Raw genomic sequence first — 15,990 nt, 5'->3', positions numbered from 1 at the left:
GGCGTTCTCCTGCTGTGATATGAACCGGGGTACGCGGCGCGGGGCTACGGACTGACCAGGCGCTTGAGCAGTTCTACGGCATTGGCGATGTCCTGCTGCTCGGCCGGGGTGAATTGGCTGGCGATGGCGTGATATAACCAATCCTCGCGCGCCGCCAGATTGGCCGCAATCGTATCCCGGCAGGCGGCGGTGAGGGATAAGATGGTTCGGCGCCCGTCGGCCGGGTCGGCCGCGCCGCTCACCCATCCGGCCGCCAGCAAGGCGGATACGGTGGCGCCCATGGACTGCGGGCGCACCCCTTCGGTCTTGGCAAGGTCGGTTACCGTCGCGGGGCCTTCGCGGTATAAATGGCTCAGCACCGAGATCTGGGCCGCGGTCAGCCCCTTGGGATGGGTCTCTTCGCGCAGGCGCCGCTTTAAGCGGCCGAGCAGTACGCGCAGTTCCCCCGCCAGCAGCAAAGCGCCGGCGTTGGCAGGATTGTTTGATGGCTTATTATTGATCGTCATGAATGAAAACTAGCAGGTATGAAGGTAAACTACCAAGCTTGCCTTCATAAAAATTGCCTGTATCTGTTACCGCGGGTTACTAAACATCAATGGCGGGCCGGCTCAGCCTTGGCCGCCGTCAAGATACCGCCGCCCCTGGCCGTCGTGCGGCGGCGGGGTGCCCGCCGGCAGCTTGCCGAACCACCGGTAGCGATTACGGGCAATGCCGTTATAGATGCCGTCGCGCAGCGCCCGGGGGAAAAAACGCAGGATTTTCAGGGCGCGCCAGGGCCAGCCAAGCTGTCCCAGAGCTGCGATAAACGCCTGCGATCTTACCGAGACTTCGCCGTTGGCGATATAGGCGATGGTATTGAAGTTATCGGTGGGTAAACCCGCCCAGCGCAAAAGGTCCTGGCCCGCCGGCGATTGCGCCGTGGCCAGATGGATTTTTTTCGCGCGATCCGCGCGAATCAACACCCTAATCAATCGCTGGCATAACACGCATTCCCCGTCAAACAGCATTACGCGTTCGCCGGCCAGCAGATGGGGCGGCGGCGTGAGCCGTTCGTTGCGAATAACATAGAGAAGCGGTGCGCTGGACTTGGGTTTGACATTTTGCATGGTGCTTACCCCTTGCGGGTAAAAAATACCCTCTTGAATATCAGGTGTTTTCAGCATAAGCAATCATAGGGAAAATGTAGGGATCGAGGTCACACTGCTAACAACCGGGGCCCGCGTCGCAGGTAACACTTAGATACCTATGATTGGGGAATTTTCCGCCCATAATCCGTATTATTTCTAAAGGGGTGAATTAACGCGGCTAAAGACCCTGGAAAGGATAGTGCGACATTTCATTTTCGGAAGAACTATTCATTTTGGAGGAACTATGCGTTATAGCAAATTTGGTAATACCGGCCTATTCGTTTCGGAACTTTGCCTTGGCACCATGACGTTTGGCGGCGAGGGCGGAATGTGGGGACAAATCGGTAATTTACAGCAGGCGGAGGCGGAACGGCTGATGGGCCGCTCGCTGGAGGCGGGCATCAATTTCATCGATACCGCCAATGTCTATTCGGAAGGACGTTCGGAAATCATCACCGGCCAGGCGCTGAAGAACCTGAAGGTGCCCCGTGAAGATGTGGTGGTGGCCACCAAAGTGTTTGGCGCCAGCGGCACCCAGGGGGTCAATTCGTCCGGCCTGTCGCGATTCCATATCATGGAAGGCGTCAAGGCCAGCCTCAAGCGCCTGCAGCTCGATCATATCGACTTGTATCAAGTGCACGGGTTTGACCCCGCCACGCCCATCGAAGAAACCTTGTATGCCCTGGACAATCTGGTGCAGCACGGCCATGTGCGTTATATCGGGGTTTCCAACTGGGCCGCCTGGCAGATTATGAAGGCTTTGGGTATTTCACAGCGTTTGGGCCTGGCGCGGTTTGAATCCCTGCAAGCCTACTACACCATCGCCGGCCGCGATCTCGAACGGGAACTGGTGCCGCTGCTGCAAAGCGAAAATGTCGGCCTGCTTACCTGGAGTCCTTTGGCGGGCGGTTTGCTCAGCGGCAAGTATGGCCGTGACACCGAAACGGTTGAGGGTAGCCGCCGCACCACCTTCGATTTTCCGCCGGTGAATAAAGATCGCGCTTATGACTGCATTGATGTGATGCGTGAGATCGGTACGGCCAAAGGCGTCTCGGTGGCGCAGATAGCCCTGGCGTGGCTGCTGCACCAGCAGGTCGTGACCAGCGTGATTATCGGCGCGAAAAAAATCGAACAGCTGGACGATAATATTGCGGCTACCGGCATTTCTTTGTCGGGAGATGAGCTGGCCAGGTTGGATCAGGTCAGCGCGCTGCCGGCTGAATATCCTGGATGGATGCTTGAGCGCCAGGGTGAAAAACGCCAGCAGCGTTTGCGTGACGCCAACCAACAATAGCCTGCGTTTCCCTGTCCAATAAAGGCCGCTGCCCGGGCGATAGGCGAACATTATCGCCCGGGCGGTTATCTGATGCGCTCCATTTTATACATTCCCCTGTCAGCCCCGCCGGCCGTACGGCACGGCCGTTTTTATTTCCTTATTATGGTTTAATTATCGCCATGGCGCCAACCGGATTAATGAACGTCAGGAATTGACATTGTGGGTTTTAAAAAATATAAATAACGATGTCCGTAAATATAGAAGGTCTGCGTCTGGGTTTTAATTATATTAAAAATAATTACACTCAACAAAACAATCATTCTATAAGTATTAATTATTTTAAATTAATAGCATTGATTATTTCACCGTAAAATTATTTAATTCATCAATCTGAGATGGAGTCCGTCATGCCGCTATCCGTTGGAGCCTATAGGAAAAATATTGGAAATTACCAGAACGAAACCGATAATAAGTGGGAACAAAAAAATCAACGGCGGCTCATCAGTCTTATGGCCAGGTTTCCAGGCGATCCGGTTAAACGGGCCCGGGCGGAATTAATGCTGCAAAGCCTGTTATTTATTTCCAATATGGCAGGTGGCGATCCGGCGATTATATCGAAAAAAAACCTGCCGTCGCAAACCCTGTTGCCGCGGCGGAAAGAGAGCCCGCAGCCGATCGGGCTACCCACGCCGGTAACGGGTAACGGCATGCTTGCGCCGTTCGTTGCCGCCCGGCCGCCGGCGCGGCGACATGGGCATTTACCGCCGGTGCCGGTGCAACAGCATCAATCGTGGCCGGTTCCGGGCCGCGCTTCCCGCGCTGGACCTGCGCGACCCAAGAGGCACTTGGCCGAAGCGCAGCCCGGCGGGCAAACGCTGACCGGTGCGCGTTCCGGCCGTATTGTCCGGTTGTTGATAAAATATGGCCTGATTGACGAAAAGCGCATACCGGAGCAGCGCGAACTGCCTAAAGCCGGCCTGGTTAACCTGAGTATCGACTTTATCATGACCGTTCCCGATGGATTGGCGATTTTCGCCCGGGAATTAATCAAACCATCCGGGGAATACGGCTCCTATAAAGAAGAGATTATCAGCCATGAACGGCAATATCAGACCATCAATCATTGGCTGAGCTCGATGATATTTAACCAAGGGGTTGATGAATTAGTCATCAATGTGATGATGCAGTTACAAAACGGCGACGCGGCGCATAATGACAGCGATTATTCCCTTGAGGTTTTATACGCCAGGATCAACGCCGAGTTAAAATCGTGGGAACAAAGTGAAGATATTTCCCTTAAAATAAATACTCCCCTAAGTGAAACGGCAAAAAATTATATTTTTGATGAGCTGGTGTTTACCGCAATGCCAACCCTGCGTTTTCACGGCGACCGAAATGCCGCGGCGTATCTATCCATCGGGACGATTGATTGGGGGTATTTCCACGCGGGCCTGCTTTTTGCCAATAGCATCGGCATTAGCCGCCAGCAGCTATCCATACAAGAGCTGGCCGCCCTGGGGCATTCATTGGACGATATGCTCAGCGAGAGCGTGATCTCAACAGAATATATTGCATTTTTTGAGCTGGCCGCCAAGCTGCATTACATCAGGTTCAATAGGGAAACCGGGGCTGACGCTGGGCCGTATGATGTATTGCAGCAAGAAAAAAACCGTCAATATGCGCTGGAGGCATTTTTTGCCGCCAATGATAAAATCCAGGCCGCCAATAATCCTTTTCATCATTTGCAGGAGGCGCTGCAAGGTTATCGGACACGCCATAAACTGGCCGAGCAACAAGATATCCAGAACGCTGATATCAACGAGCTGTTTAACCGGCAAAACGCCAATATCGCTGAAAAATATGCGGTGGTGGACGAATTAATGATAATCGATGTTTTGCAGCGGGCGGACCCCGGCGAATTTAATTTTCTGCTCCATGCTGCGATAACGCGCATTTCCGCGGCGTTTTCAGCGTTTGACCACATTAAATATTATCGTTTTAGCCAGCATGTACCCCGATCGGGTTATACCATAGCATTATTGCCTAATGTCGATTTGCTGCTGGCGGTAAACGGGGATGAAAAAAGAATCTTTGCGCTGCAATCAAATAGCGACGGTTATGTTTTGGAACGCGTCGACCAAGATGAAGAACGTTATTACGCGCTGATGACCGACAGCGTGACATGCAAGAAAGATAAAGACTATAAATTTAAAATCTATGCCGACGGCCCGGAGGTACCGGTGTTAAAACATGCGGCGGATAAACTTGCCGTTCTGGTTGGCAAGCTGGTACAAAAACACCGGGAAGAAGTTTCGCGCCAATTGCACGACTATGGTTATGAAGAAACCGCAAGTGAGCAAGCCAAAAGAATTTTGCTCGGTCTTATCCCTCTTCATGATTGTATTATCGGCATTCAGGCCGGGCGCCGCGATGCGTTGATTCCCTGTTCATTCGATGCGTTTTCGTTCATGCCCGTAGCCGGCAAAGGTATTGCCCTCGGCGGCAGGATAGCGGAAATCGGCTTGGGCGGCGGCACGATGGCTTTTAAAGCCAGCCTGGGCGCCATCGCGGCCCGCCAATCGCTTAGAGCGGCGCTCAAGCTCGGCGGCCGACATCTCATGCGTTATGTCATATTGCCGGCGGCGCAAGAGCTCAATCGCGGTGCGCTCATCGAACTCGGCGTTGCCGCCCTAAGAACCCTGGACCCAGGTATAGAGCCGACGGCGATGCTGGGTACCAAAGCCATACGGCAAATAGTCCGGGTAGTGAAAACCATCGAAGCGCGGGTGCCGGTCTGGCAAAAAGTTTTGCCGCAGCTGGAAAGCCGCCTGTTGGATCGCGCCCCGGCGCCGCTGAGCGAAACCTATCCCATGGGGCGGCTGGCCGAGTTGGATAAAGATGTTCCCGTGTTCAAACTGCACGGGGATAGGTTTAAAGGCCAAGACATATACGTGCGCGTCAATTTGGAGACCCAGCAACTTTTCGGGAAAAAATATACGCTTTCCGCCGCTAACGTTTTACAACCGGTACCGCTGCCTTTCGCCAAAAAGTTAAGGAATTTGCAAACCGAGGGGCTTGGAGGCAGAGGCGCGGGCAAGGCCGGTAGGGCCATGGCCGCGCAGGGCGCCCGGCCGGCCTTGCCCGCGCCCTCAATCAGTTCCGCGCGCGTGCAGATATCCCCCAATCAACTGCTGGCATGGACGCGAAACCATCTCGGCGAGGCCCCTCTAAGCCTGCCGGAATTCCTGGGCAGAAATAACCTGGCCGAGAGCAACTGGCGCTATTATATTACCCCGGAAGGTGCGCTGACCTATAGCGGCAATCTGCTGCTGCAACAATCCGCGGAGCCGGTCTGGAGTTACTTATATGGCTTACCGCCTGAGCTGCAAATTGAAATCCTGCGCCCGCTGGACGCGCGTTCGTTGAACAATATGCTGCTCGCGTTGCCGGAAGGCGCATTTGAACATTCAAGATTGACCACTATGCGCAACCTGGCAATGAGGGAATTTGATATTTTAAAGAACTCGCATTATGCCTTGTGGGATGCCTGGCAACTCGGCGGGGAGGGAATGGAGCGTAGATCGATGGCGGTAGCAAAATTGAAGGCTTTTTACTCCCATTTTGAATCATCTCTAAATTTCAGCGTTCTGTCGCTTACGGAATTGCCGGTGCTGCCGGTGGGTATCACCCGGCTGAACGCCGCCAGCAATCGATTGCGGGTTCTTACCGGTTCTTTGCCGCATGAGTTAACGCATCTCAAGCTGAGTAATAACCAGCTGACGCTATTACCGGAAAATTTGCCTGATACTCTTATCGACTTGGAAGTCAGGCAAAATGCCCTGATCGGGCTGCCCGGCAAATTGCCGCAGAACTTAAAACGACTCGATGTAAGCGGCAATCAACTGACCGTTTTGGATAGCGCCCTGCCTAATAGCCTGGATCATCTGCTATTGGACCACAATCAGGTGACGCATTTTACAATGGCCCTGCCATCGTCGTTAACGTATTTAGAGGCCAATTTTAATCATCTGGCGGATTGGACCACGCCGTGGCCGCCCTCGTTAAAATATCTGTCGTTTGCTAACAACCATTTCAGAAATTTACCGGACAATCTGCCCAAGAGTTTAACTTATCTAGATGTTACTAATAATCAAATAAAAGAAATTGGAGCACCACTCCCCGTCAAGCTAAAAACGCTTAAAATTGGCGGGAATTTAATGAGCGATTTACCCGACAATCTGCCATCCCATATGACCCATATCTATGCCGATAATAATTTATTGTCTATTTTGCCAGATCATTTGCCCCATAAGCTCAGATTTCTCGGGGTTAATAAGAATTTATTGACGTATCTGCCTCCTTTGCCGGACTCGTTAAAAATTCTGGCGGCACAAGAAAATTATATCTATTCCTTCAATACGGGTCTGCCTCCCGGTATAGAATCAATTAATATCGCCAAAAATAATTTTAATCAACTTCCTGCCCATTTCCCGCGGACGCTAAACTACCTTGACGTGCGGGGTAATGATTTGCCTCATCGGCCGATCAATCTGCCGGCCGGGGTGAAATATATCCATGGCCCTATTGTATAGAACAAACCAGAGAATATGTAATGATATATCATAACGTATATTGTCGCCGCATCTTTTGGGTTACCCGTAGCAATATTTATCATTATCATTCCCATCCAGGTTCTATGTTCTACACTTGTCCCCTAGATACAGCACTCTATTTATGTCTGTCTTATCGCGTTGCGCCTGCTTTGCCGGAGGGTAGTTATGGATAATGGCTGGTAGCTCCAGAGGGTGGCTATGGCGATACATAGGCCATTTCGCCCCCCGGCAGCGCGGTCAATTTTTGTTTCAGTCCCCTTTTTTCCGGTAGCGCCCGCTTGACGGCGATCCGGAGTGTGCGGGGATTGGAAAAAACTGGAGAAAATCATGTCTATAGAAATTTTAGGTTATGCGGCGCAATCCGCCGATTCCAAGCTGGCTGAACATCATTTCGCCAGACGCGACCCGCGGGCCGACGATGTCGTGATCGATATCCTGTATTGCGGCGTGTGCCATTCCGATTTGCACCAAACCCGCAACGACTGGGGCGTAAGCGTTTTTCCCATGGTGCCCGGGCATGAGATCATCGGCAAAGTGACGCGCGTCGGGTCCGGGGTGAAGAAGTTTAAAGCCGGGGATCTGGTCGGCGTCGGGTGCCTGGTGGATTCGTGCCAGCACTGCGTGTCGTGCGAGCACGACCTGGAACAATATTGTAAGGAAGTCGCGACCCAGACCTACAATGACAAAGATCGCCATGATGGTTCGCCGACCTTTGGCGGTTATTCGGAAAAGATTGTCGTTTCCGAGAAGTTTGTGCTGCGGGTGCCGGAAAAGCTGGATATCAAGGCGGCCGCCCCGCTGCTGTGCGCCGGTATTACCACCTATTCACCGTTGCGCCATTGGAATGTGCAGCCCGGTAGCAAGGTGGCGGTGATTGGACTCGGCGGTTTGGGCCATATGGCATTGAAGCTGGCCAAGGGGATGGGGGCGGAGGTTACGCTGTTTACCCGTTCGGCGGGTAAAGAGGACGAGGCGCGCCGTCTGGGCGCGGATCATGTCGTATTGTCCACCGTGCCGGCACAGATGGAAGGCGCGGCCGGTCAGTTCGAGCTGATTATCGATACCGTGCCTTACGAGCATGATGTTAATCCTTATATGTCCACGCTGAATCTTGACGGCACCCTGGTGCTGGTGGGGTTGCTGGGGGCATTGGTGCCGCCGGTGCAGACCGGGCCGATGATTATGGGGCGCCAGTCCATCGCCGGTTCGTTGATCGGCGGGATCAAGGAAACCCAGGAAATGCTGGATTTTTGCGCCGAGAAGGGTATCGCGTGTGATGTGGAAATGATCGATATTCAGTATATCAATGAGGCGTACGAGCGCATGTTGAAAAGCGATGTGAAATATCGCTTTGTGATTGATATGGCGTCGCTGAAAAAAACGGCGTAAAAGTCGGTGCGCTGGCGCGCTTTCCCTTGAACACAAATGCAGCTCATTGCGGGTTCGGTGATGGCGGGTCTACCATGCCGTGGGGCGCTCGGGCAGCCTGAAAAAGGGCTGCTTCGGCCCCACTGGCATGCTCCCCCTTTAACAGGGTCCGCTGGCGGCTTGGGTGCTAGCGGGCTTAGCGCGCCAAGGGGCGTCGGACGGCCCGGGAAATGGCCGCCTCAACCCCTACGGCGCGCTTTCCCTTGAACACAAATGCAGCTCATTGCGGGTTCGGTGATGGCGGGTATATGCGCCGGGGAGGGTGTTATTGCCAGCCGCCGCCTAGGGCCAGGAATAGCATGACCTGGTCATCGGCCAGTTGGCCTTCCGATTGCGCCAGCGCGGCGTTGCTTGAAGCGAGGCCGCGTTCGGCGTCCAGTACATCCAGGTAGCCGATTTTGCCGCTGGCGTAGAGCCGGCGGGTTTTTCCGGCCACGTCTTGAGTCTCTTGCCCCGCGCTGGCCAGCGCCTGGTACCGATCCAATTCTCGGGCGTAGTTGTTCAGGGCGGTTTCCACTTCCCTGACCGCCGTAAGTACCGATCCATCAAAACGGGCCAGATCGGCTTTGGCGCCGGCCTGCGCCTGTTCGATGCGCGCCTGGACCGCGCCGGTGTTGGGGACGGTCCAGGAGATGAGCGGGCCGAGGCTCCAGCCGTAGGTGTCTTTTTGGCCGAGGCCGTTCATCAGCCCGGCGGAACTGCCGGATAAGCCGAGGGTTATTTTGGGGTAGAGATCCCCCATCGCGACGCCTATGCGGGCGGTGGCGGCGGCCAGTTGGCGTTCGTTTTGGCGGATGTCTGGCCGGCGGCGCAGCAGGGCGGTGCCATCGCCCATGGGGATGATCCGGGCGATATGCGGCGGCGTAACGCAATCGGCGATGTCGCGCGGGAAATCCTGCGCCAAGGCGCCGGTGAGGGTGGACAGGCGATAAAGCGCATTTTGCCGCTGGGCCTGGAGCGGCGGCACGGCGGCCTTAAGCTGTTCGAGCTGCGCGCGGGCGCGTACGGTGTCCAGTTCGCCGGTGCGGCCGGCTTGCAACAGGCGGTTGGTGAGTTCGACGGATTGTTGCTGTAGGTCGATGGAGCGGCGGGCGGTTTGCAGCCGCAGGCCGGTGGTGCAGATTTCCGCATAGGCGCGGGCGGTGTTGGCCGCCACGTTGATTTTCACCAAATCGAGGGCGGCCTGCGCGGCCTGGCTGTCGGCGTTGGCAGCCTCGATGGCCCGCTGGATCTGTCCGAATAAATCCAGCTGGTAAGAGAGACTCAAGCCGCTATCGTAGCGCCAGGCGTTATCCGGCACGTAATCGGGCTGTAGGGTCGAGAGTCCCGACGGGTGGCCGTAGTAGGGTTTGGCGTTGGCGTTCAGCGTCGGGTTTTGGGCGCTGCCGGCTTCTTTGAGCAGGGCCTGCTCGCGTTCCAGATTCGCTATGGCCACGCGTAAATCCGTATTGTGCGCCAGCGCCCGGCTCACCAGCGCGTCGAGTTTCGCATCCTGGTAGAGCCGCCACCAATGGTCGGGCAACGGCTGCGAACCGGCGGTGGGGGTTTGCTCCGCGCTGGTCAACGGCAGACTGGCCGCCCGGCCGAGCGTCGCCGAGGACGGCGGTCGGTAATCCGGTCCGACGGGGGTTAGCGAACAGGCGGTCAGTCCGGCCAGGGTAAGCAGCAGTATCCCGGTTCGCAGGCCGAGGCGCTGAGACAGCACGACGATAGCGGTGCGCAGCGACATGGTTATGGCTCCTGCCTGGCGGGTTTGGTTGCCACCAGGCCGGTGGCGGACGCCGTGACCTCGACGGTGACGGTTTGACCGGCCACCAGGCGTTGGTCCCGCGCCAGGACGCCGATTTTTACCCGCACCGGTACGCGCTGCGCCAGCCGCACCCAGTTAAAGGTGGGATTGACGCTTGGCAGGAGGTTATCGCCGGTCAACCGGTCGCGTTCGGCGATGCCCGCGGCAATGCTTTCCACCGTGCCGGTAAAGGGGCCGTTGCCGCCCATGGGAATCACCCTGACCGGGTCGCCAAGGTGGATGCGCGGCAGCTTGGTTTCCTCAAAGTAGCCTTCCACATAGAACGATCCGGTATCCACCAGCGCCAGTACCGGTTTGCCGGTGGTGGCATAGCTGCCCTGGCGCAGATCGAGGTTGGTCACCATGCCGTCCACCGGCGATCGCACCTGGGCCCGCTGTAGATTTAGCCGGGCGCTGTCCAGGGCCACTTCCGCCTGGGCCAGGCCGTTTTGCGCCTGGTCGAGCTGGGTGCGGGTGCGTTCGCGTTCCTCTTGGGGAATCAGCGTGCCCAACTGGGCGTTGCGTTTATCTTCGCGCTGGGCCTGGGCGATGGCGATACGCTGCGAGTTGAGCGCCACTTCCGCCTGGCGCACCGCCAGCTCGTAGCGGGTGCGGTCCACCACGAATAGCAGTTCGCCCGCCGCCACCCGCTGGTTGTCATGTATCGCCACATCGGTAACCAGCCCTGAAACATCCGGCGCGATGGCCACCACGTTGGCGCGCACCCGTCCGTCCCGCGTCCAGGGCGCCAGTTCATAGTGATCCCATAATTGCAATACCGCCCAAATGGCCGCCAGGGTTACCACCAAGGTCACCAGAATGCGAATGAGTTGTCGTGAGCGCAAAGCCAGGGTTTCAGATTTCATCGGAAGTTATCGCTGTAAAAGATAGGTGGCATGGGTAAGCCCATAAAGTAAAAGTAAATACACGGCGATATCGAACAGCGCCGGATGCCAGACCCACCGATAAAAACCGCCGAAGACCAGCAAACGCCGCACGGCCCAGAATAGCGCCAGGGCGGCCATCGCCAGCAACATCAGCCAGGGGATATAAAGGCCGTAAAAACTGGCTTCGCCAATCATGCTGTTTCTCCGGGGGCGGTCAGGGTGGCGGGGGCGTCGGGAAACAGGTTATGGCGCAGTCCCACCAGCGCGGTAATGGCGTTGCGCCATTGGGCGGTTTTTTCCGGCAGCGCCAGAATAGCGGTCAGCGCTGCGTCAATGGTGGTGAGCAATGATACCGGGGGCAGGTTTTCCGCGGCCTTGAACAGCGTGGCCAACTGGCTGAGCAGGACCTCAAACGCGATGTCCGGAAAGCCGCGGCGCACCTGTTGCAGCACGATAATATTGGTTCCCAGCCGTAAATCGCGCAGGCTTTCCCGGGCGATGCTGTTATGCCGGGCCACTTCGCCCTGGGCGATGCGCGTCACCAGCAGCCCGATGCGATCGACTATCCTGACGGCGAAGATTTGCAGGTGCTGCGCTTTGGCGCCGCTGGACATCAGCACCAGGTCGCGGCGGATGGCTTTGCGAATGCGCCGCGCGCTCCAGTCGGCGCCCACCGAGCGGAACAGCCGGGTCACCCGCGCCGCCATAAACGTGCCCAGGAGCTGGGCGGTGGTGGTATTGATAAAACTGGTGACATCCGCATGGGCGGTGTCGTGCAGCGACATGGTGCCCGCCACGCCGAACAGCAGCGGCATGGCGATCATAAACTTGGCCGGCCGCGCGCTGTAGCAGCCGAGGATCAGGAACAACGGCGCGCAGACCAGCGCCAGCATGCCGAAATCCTGCACCGCGGGCAGCAGGACCAGAATATAGAGGGCCGAAATCGGCGCCGACCAAAAAGTATATTTCAGAAACATATTGATGGCGGGCACCGGGTCGTCCATAAAGGCGAAAAAGCTGCAAAACACCGCCGCCATCATGGCCGCCGTCGCTCCGTCGGCCCAGCCGGTCTGGACCCAGAACAGGCAGCACAGGACAATGGCGATAAACGCCGCCAGCGACGAGAGCAGCGCCATGCCGATATCGCGGTGCAGTACGCGGTTGCCGACCGCGGCCCCGCGGCGCCGGGGCATGACGCCCGCGCGTAAACCGGTATTGATATCCTGGCGCAGGGTGATGCAGGATTGCCATTGGCGCATCAACTCTTCCAGATAGGTGACCAGGGAGATGCGCAGCGCACGGGTCCAGGGCGTCCCGTCGCCGCCGGTCGCCAGCGCTTGTACCGCTTGGCGCAGCGTCAGGCGCCAATCGTCGCCGTCGGCGGCCGGCAGCGTGATATCCGCCGCGGCATCGGGCAGCAGCGACGCGTTGGCCTCCAGCCATTGGTTGATATGCGACTGTACCGCCAGCACGTCCGGGCTCCAGCCCCCTTCGGCCTGGTACAGGGCCTGCAGGCGATCCTCCACCGCCGACAGCGTGGGAATCAGCTCCGCCACCCGGTCTTGCATGGTGCGGATGGCCGCCGTCGTCCAGGCCAGGTTGCTGGTATCAAAAGGAATATGGGTGGCCAGCAGGCGCAATTGGGTGATATCCACCGACAGTTTGAGGCGCACCGCCGACAGGGCGCCGTTGTCTTCAGCCGGCGCCGCGGGAGAGAAAATATCCGTCAGCCAGCGCCGGGTATCGGTCAGGGTTTTATCCAGCAGTCCCATCACGCTTGCCGACAGGCCGGCGGGCAGCACGATGCTATGGACCAGGGTGGCGCATAAAATCCCCAGGCTGATCTCCTCCACGCGCGTAATGGCGGTATTAAAAATCAGATCCGGGGTCTGCACGGAAGGAAAACCGATCAACGCCGCCGTATAGCCGGCCAGCATAAAAGCATAGGATCGCGGCGTGCGGTCCAACAAGGAGATAAACAGGCAGAAACTGACCCATAGCGCCATGGCCAGCGACAGCAATACGGGCGCGTTGGAGAGCGCCGGGATGATAAATACCGTGGCGGTGCTGCCGATAAACGTGCCGCACAGGCGATATACCGCTTTGGAGCGCACCATGCCCGCCAGGGGCTGGCTGACCACATATACGGTAAGCAGCGACCAAAAGGTGTTGGGCAGCCCGGCGCGGCTGGCCAGGTATAGGGCCAGCATCGCGGCGGCAAAGCTCTTCAGCGAGTAAATTACCTCGTTGCGGGTGAATAACTTCACCGTGGGCAGGGTGAGGGCCATTTACGCGTTAATCGCTACCGAGTCGGCATCAATGGCCGACGATCCATTAATCCCCAGCCGCCGTTCCAACAGGCTGAACGTGCGCAGGCAGGCGTCGATATCCGCCGGCGGCACGCCGTCGAACAGCGCGGCGCGAAAATCATTGAGCAGCGCTTCGATTTGCGTACGTATAGCGCTGCCCGCCGGGGTCAGAAACAGAATTTTCGCGCGTTTATCCACCGCGTCTTCCTGGCGCATAACCAGTTCCGCTTTGACCAATTGATTTAACGAGCGCACCAGCGACGGTCCTTCGATACCCAATTCTTCGGATAAACTGCCCGGGCGGATACCCTGCGGATGGCGGCCAATCAGCACCAGCGGCCAGGCCATGGCCGCCGACAGGCCCAGCGGGGCCACGATTTTATCCGCTTTGGCCCGATAGCCCCGTTGTAATAACCCCAATGCCACGGTAATGGCCATCAGGGCCTGGGTACGATTTTTTGCGATAGGCATCAAAGTTGCTAGCATGTAATTAGGTAGTTTGCTAACTATATTGAGAGCCAGGTCACGAGTCAATACCCTGCTGACATTGGTTTATAAATACAGGTTTATAAAAACAGCGCGGCGACCTCTTGCCAGCTGTCTACCCGGCGATAGCCGGTCTGGTGGATATTGTGCGGCGCGGTGAACAGGATGCCTTCGCCGACAAAATGGGTAAAATGACGGACATTGTCATCGATCAGGTAGTCGGCGTTAAGAATGCTTTTGTTGCCGCAAAACACAAAATTCATGGGGTTCATAAAGCCGAAGTGGGTTTTCAGCCATTGGAACTTGGCGCCGAACGAGGCGGGGAACTCCATGGCGGCGGTGGTGATAAACACCTGGTATTTGGCGGTAAGCTGACCGATTACCTCCTGCGAATGCGGCATAACATCCAAATCGCTGAAAAAATCCGGTTCACCGATCATGCGATTGATCTGCTCGCGCAGCGCGGGGCGCAATTGCTGGATGGTTTGCCCGGCCAAATCGCCCAGCACGATATTTTCGCCAAACTCGGCATTGAAATGGCGAATCATTTTGGTGTTGAAGTCAGCGATGACCTCGTCCATATCAACGGCTATCGTTTGCATCGTTTTTCTCCGGTTGCGCAGGGAATGGTTTCGCAGGCAATAAAGGTGGCCTAATCAACGCCCTTGCACTATATCAGGCATTTATGGGCGAGGCGTAGAGGATAATCATCGCCGGCCGGCGCTCGGGGCGGGGGGGGGGCTCACCCGGACCCTCAGGCAAAAGGGTGGGCGCGGGCGTCCCGCTCGTTTTTTTGAGAAAATTATAACATTTCTGCCTTATGCCCCTCCGGCCTGGTTTGGCCCGGGTTTAGCTTATTTAAAAAAATCATAAATCACCTTGATAACCGTATCCTGTTCTTCAAGGGACATATGATTGTGCAAGGGGATATGGAGCACGGAAAAGTAAATGAAGCTGCTCATGGGGAAGCTGATTTTATCCCGATGGAGCGGAGTATAATCATGCGCGTCCCCATGCCCCGGCGGGGTACAGTGAATATCGAATTCAACATTCATTATTTTGGCATAGCGTATCAGCTCGTCGCGTTTAGCCTCATTGACCCGGATCGGGAATAAATGCCAGGTGTTTCCCAGCCGCTCGATAGGCAGGATAATCCGGCCTTTCCGCTCCAGCAGCGTAAGCTGATTTATATAGCGATAAGCTAAAAAGGCGCGCTTAAGCGCATTCACTTCAAAAAACCCAAATTTCGCCAATATCGCCGAGGCCTGGATATTATCCATCCGGCTGTTAAAACCCCGGCCATGGGCTTTGACGTGTATTTCGCCTTCGACGATACCGTGATGAGAAAATTGCCTGGCCCGTTTGGCTATCTCCGTCGAATAGGTCAATAACGCGCCGGATTTGCCAAAACCGCCGATATTTTTAACCGGATTGAAACTCAACGCAACGGCGTCGCTGAAGCGCAAAATCTCGGGAATGCCGAAACATTGCGCCGCATCGATGATGACCCGCAGCTCGTGGCACTCCGCCTCGCGGGATATTTGCTGCATATTGCGTATGGAGCCATACAGGCACACCGCCAGCACGGCTTTGGTTTTATCCGTGGCGAGCCGGGCAATCTCCGTCGGGTTGATATTAAAACTCTCATCGATATTCGCATAGACCGGCTTCGCCCCTATGGAAAAAATGGCGTTTTCAGTAGCCGCAAAAGCGTTATGTGGAATAATGATTTCATCACCCGCTCCGACGCCGATGGCGGCCAGCGCTATTTTCAGCGCATCTGCCCCGCTGCTGGTGGCAATGCATGAGGTTGCCTGGTAATACTCCTCCAGCAGTTTTTCCAGCCGGATAATCGCATCGCCGCCGGCAAACTGCCCGGAATTGACCACCTCGGCCATCATGGCCAGACAGGCCGTCTGTTCGTTGACGGAATTAATTCTGGCTGAAGGCATAAAAGAGACATGGGGCGAATTATTATAAAGCGATTCGTTATTAATAAGTTCTAATAGCGATTCAAGTTTATTGGGTAAGTTATTATGATAAGTTCGGGCTATGCCCGATATTAATAACTCTGA

The 15,990-nt window shown here is 56.3% G+C and carries 12 protein-coding genes; 3 read left to right on the top strand and 9 right to left on the bottom strand.

Annotation, left to right across the window (positions count from 1 at the left end):
* Positions 1 to 44: 44 nt before the first annotated feature.
* Together ACL2XP_RS23365 and ACL2XP_RS23360 are read right to left on the bottom strand one after the other, a co-directional pair.
* Positions 45 to 506: a MarR family winged helix-turn-helix transcriptional regulator gene (locus tag ACL2XP_RS23365; protein WP_413735678.1), complete on the bottom strand. Its 462-nt coding sequence runs from the start codon at positions 504 to 506 to the stop codon at positions 45 to 47.
* 102 nt (positions 507 to 608) lie between these two features.
* Complete coding sequence (locus tag ACL2XP_RS23360; protein ID WP_413735677.1) at positions 609 to 1,163, bottom strand: thiol-disulfide oxidoreductase DCC family protein; 555 nt, start codon at positions 1,161 to 1,163, stop codon at positions 609 to 611.
* Between the two features lie 208 nt (positions 1,164 to 1,371).
* On the opposite strand from ACL2XP_RS23360, the gene ACL2XP_RS23355 reads away from it, so the two are divergent.
* The 3 genes from ACL2XP_RS23355 (at position 1,372) to ACL2XP_RS23345 (ending at position 8,405) form a co-directional block, all read left to right on the top strand.
* Entirely contained in the window at positions 1,372 to 2,421 is a 1,050-nt protein-coding gene (locus ACL2XP_RS23355) for an aldo/keto reductase (protein ID WP_413735675.1), read from the top strand.
* Between the two features lie 491 nt (positions 2,422 to 2,912).
* Positions 2,913 to 6,995, top strand: a complete 4,083-nt coding sequence (locus ACL2XP_RS23350; RefSeq protein WP_413735673.1) for a hypothetical protein — start codon at positions 2,913 to 2,915, stop codon at positions 6,993 to 6,995.
* A gap of 348 nt (positions 6,996 to 7,343) precedes the next feature.
* Entirely contained in the window at positions 7,344 to 8,405 is a 1,062-nt protein-coding gene (locus ACL2XP_RS23345) for an NAD(P)-dependent alcohol dehydrogenase (protein WP_413735672.1), read from the top strand.
* Positions 8,406 to 8,709: 304 nt separating this feature from the next.
* Here ACL2XP_RS23345 and ACL2XP_RS23340 read toward each other — a convergent pair whose 3' ends face one another.
* From ACL2XP_RS23340 to ACL2XP_RS23310, 7 genes are all read right to left on the bottom strand, one after another.
* The gene (locus tag ACL2XP_RS23340; RefSeq protein ID WP_413735670.1) at positions 8,710 to 10,173 is read right to left on the bottom strand and encodes an efflux transporter outer membrane subunit; all 1,464 of its coding nucleotides are present in this window, start codon (positions 10,171 to 10,173) and stop codon (positions 8,710 to 8,712) included.
* A 2-nt stretch (positions 10,174 to 10,175) separates the two neighbouring features.
* Positions 10,176 to 11,099, bottom strand: a complete 924-nt coding sequence (locus ACL2XP_RS23335) for an efflux RND transporter periplasmic adaptor subunit (RefSeq protein WP_413735669.1) — start codon at positions 11,097 to 11,099, stop codon at positions 10,176 to 10,178.
* A 6-nt stretch (positions 11,100 to 11,105) separates the two neighbouring features.
* A complete protein-coding gene (locus ACL2XP_RS23330) occupies positions 11,106 to 11,315 on the bottom strand; it encodes a DUF1656 domain-containing protein (protein WP_413735667.1) in 210 nt (69 codons plus the stop codon).
* Positions 11,312 to 13,408, bottom strand: coding sequence for an FUSC family protein (locus ACL2XP_RS23325; RefSeq protein WP_413735666.1), 2,097 nt, complete (start codon positions 13,406 to 13,408; stop codon positions 11,312 to 11,314). The genes ACL2XP_RS23330 and ACL2XP_RS23325 overlap by 4 nt, the downstream gene beginning before the upstream one ends.
* Complete coding sequence (locus tag ACL2XP_RS23320; protein ID WP_413735664.1) at positions 13,409 to 13,900, bottom strand: MarR family winged helix-turn-helix transcriptional regulator; 492 nt, start codon at positions 13,898 to 13,900, stop codon at positions 13,409 to 13,411. It abuts the gene before it with no gap.
* Positions 13,901 to 13,995: 95 nt separating this feature from the next.
* Positions 13,996 to 14,517 carry a 5' nucleotidase, NT5C type gene (locus tag ACL2XP_RS23315; protein ID WP_413735662.1) on the bottom strand — a complete coding sequence of 174 codons (522 nt, stop codon included), beginning with the start codon at positions 14,515 to 14,517 and terminating at the stop codon, positions 13,996 to 13,998.
* A 252-nt stretch (positions 14,518 to 14,769) separates the two neighbouring features.
* A complete protein-coding gene (locus tag ACL2XP_RS23310; protein ID WP_413735661.1) occupies positions 14,770 to 15,867 on the bottom strand; it encodes an aminotransferase class I/II-fold pyridoxal phosphate-dependent enzyme in 1,098 nt (365 codons plus the stop codon).
* Positions 15,868 to 15,990 lie beyond the last annotated feature (123 nt).

Source organism: Sodalis sp. RH21, assembly GCF_047324175.1.
Lineage (GTDB): Bacteria > Pseudomonadota > Gammaproteobacteria > Enterobacterales > Enterobacteriaceae > Acerihabitans.
Note: the sequence above shows the minus strand (reverse complement) of the source record. Positions and strands in the feature narration are given on the sequence as shown.

Excerpts from the sequence above, each read along its gene's own strand:
- ACL2XP_RS23365 (WP_413735678.1), bottom strand. The coding sequence starts at position 506 with ATGACGATCAATAATAAGCCATCAAACAATCCTGCCAACGCCGGCGCT.
- ACL2XP_RS23360 (WP_413735677.1), bottom strand. The coding sequence starts at position 1,163 with ATGCTGAAAACACCTGATATTCAAGAGGGTATTTTTTACCCGCAAGGG.
- ACL2XP_RS23355 (WP_413735675.1), top strand. The coding sequence starts at position 1,372 with ATGCGTTATAGCAAATTTGGTAATACCGGCCTATTCGTTTCGGAACTT.
- ACL2XP_RS23350 (WP_413735673.1), top strand. The coding sequence starts at position 2,913 with ATGGCCAGGTTTCCAGGCGATCCGGTTAAACGGGCCCGGGCGGAATTA.
- ACL2XP_RS23345 (WP_413735672.1), top strand. The coding sequence starts at position 7,344 with ATGTCTATAGAAATTTTAGGTTATGCGGCGCAATCCGCCGATTCCAAG.
- ACL2XP_RS23340 (WP_413735670.1), bottom strand. The coding sequence starts at position 10,173 with ATGTCGCTGCGCACCGCTATCGTCGTGCTGTCTCAGCGCCTCGGCCTG.
- ACL2XP_RS23335 (WP_413735669.1), bottom strand. The coding sequence starts at position 11,099 with ATGAAATCTGAAACCCTGGCTTTGCGCTCACGACAACTCATTCGCATT.
- ACL2XP_RS23330 (WP_413735667.1), bottom strand. The coding sequence starts at position 11,315 with ATGATTGGCGAAGCCAGTTTTTACGGCCTTTATATCCCCTGGCTGATG.
- ACL2XP_RS23325 (WP_413735666.1), bottom strand. The coding sequence starts at position 13,408 with ATGGCCCTCACCCTGCCCACGGTGAAGTTATTCACCCGCAACGAGGTA.
- ACL2XP_RS23320 (WP_413735664.1), bottom strand. The coding sequence starts at position 13,900 with ATGCCTATCGCAAAAAATCGTACCCAGGCCCTGATGGCCATTACCGTG.
- ACL2XP_RS23315 (WP_413735662.1), bottom strand. The coding sequence starts at position 14,517 with ATGCAAACGATAGCCGTTGATATGGACGAGGTCATCGCTGACTTCAAC.
- ACL2XP_RS23310 (WP_413735661.1), bottom strand. The coding sequence starts at position 15,867 with ATGCCTTCAGCCAGAATTAATTCCGTCAACGAACAGACGGCCTGTCTG.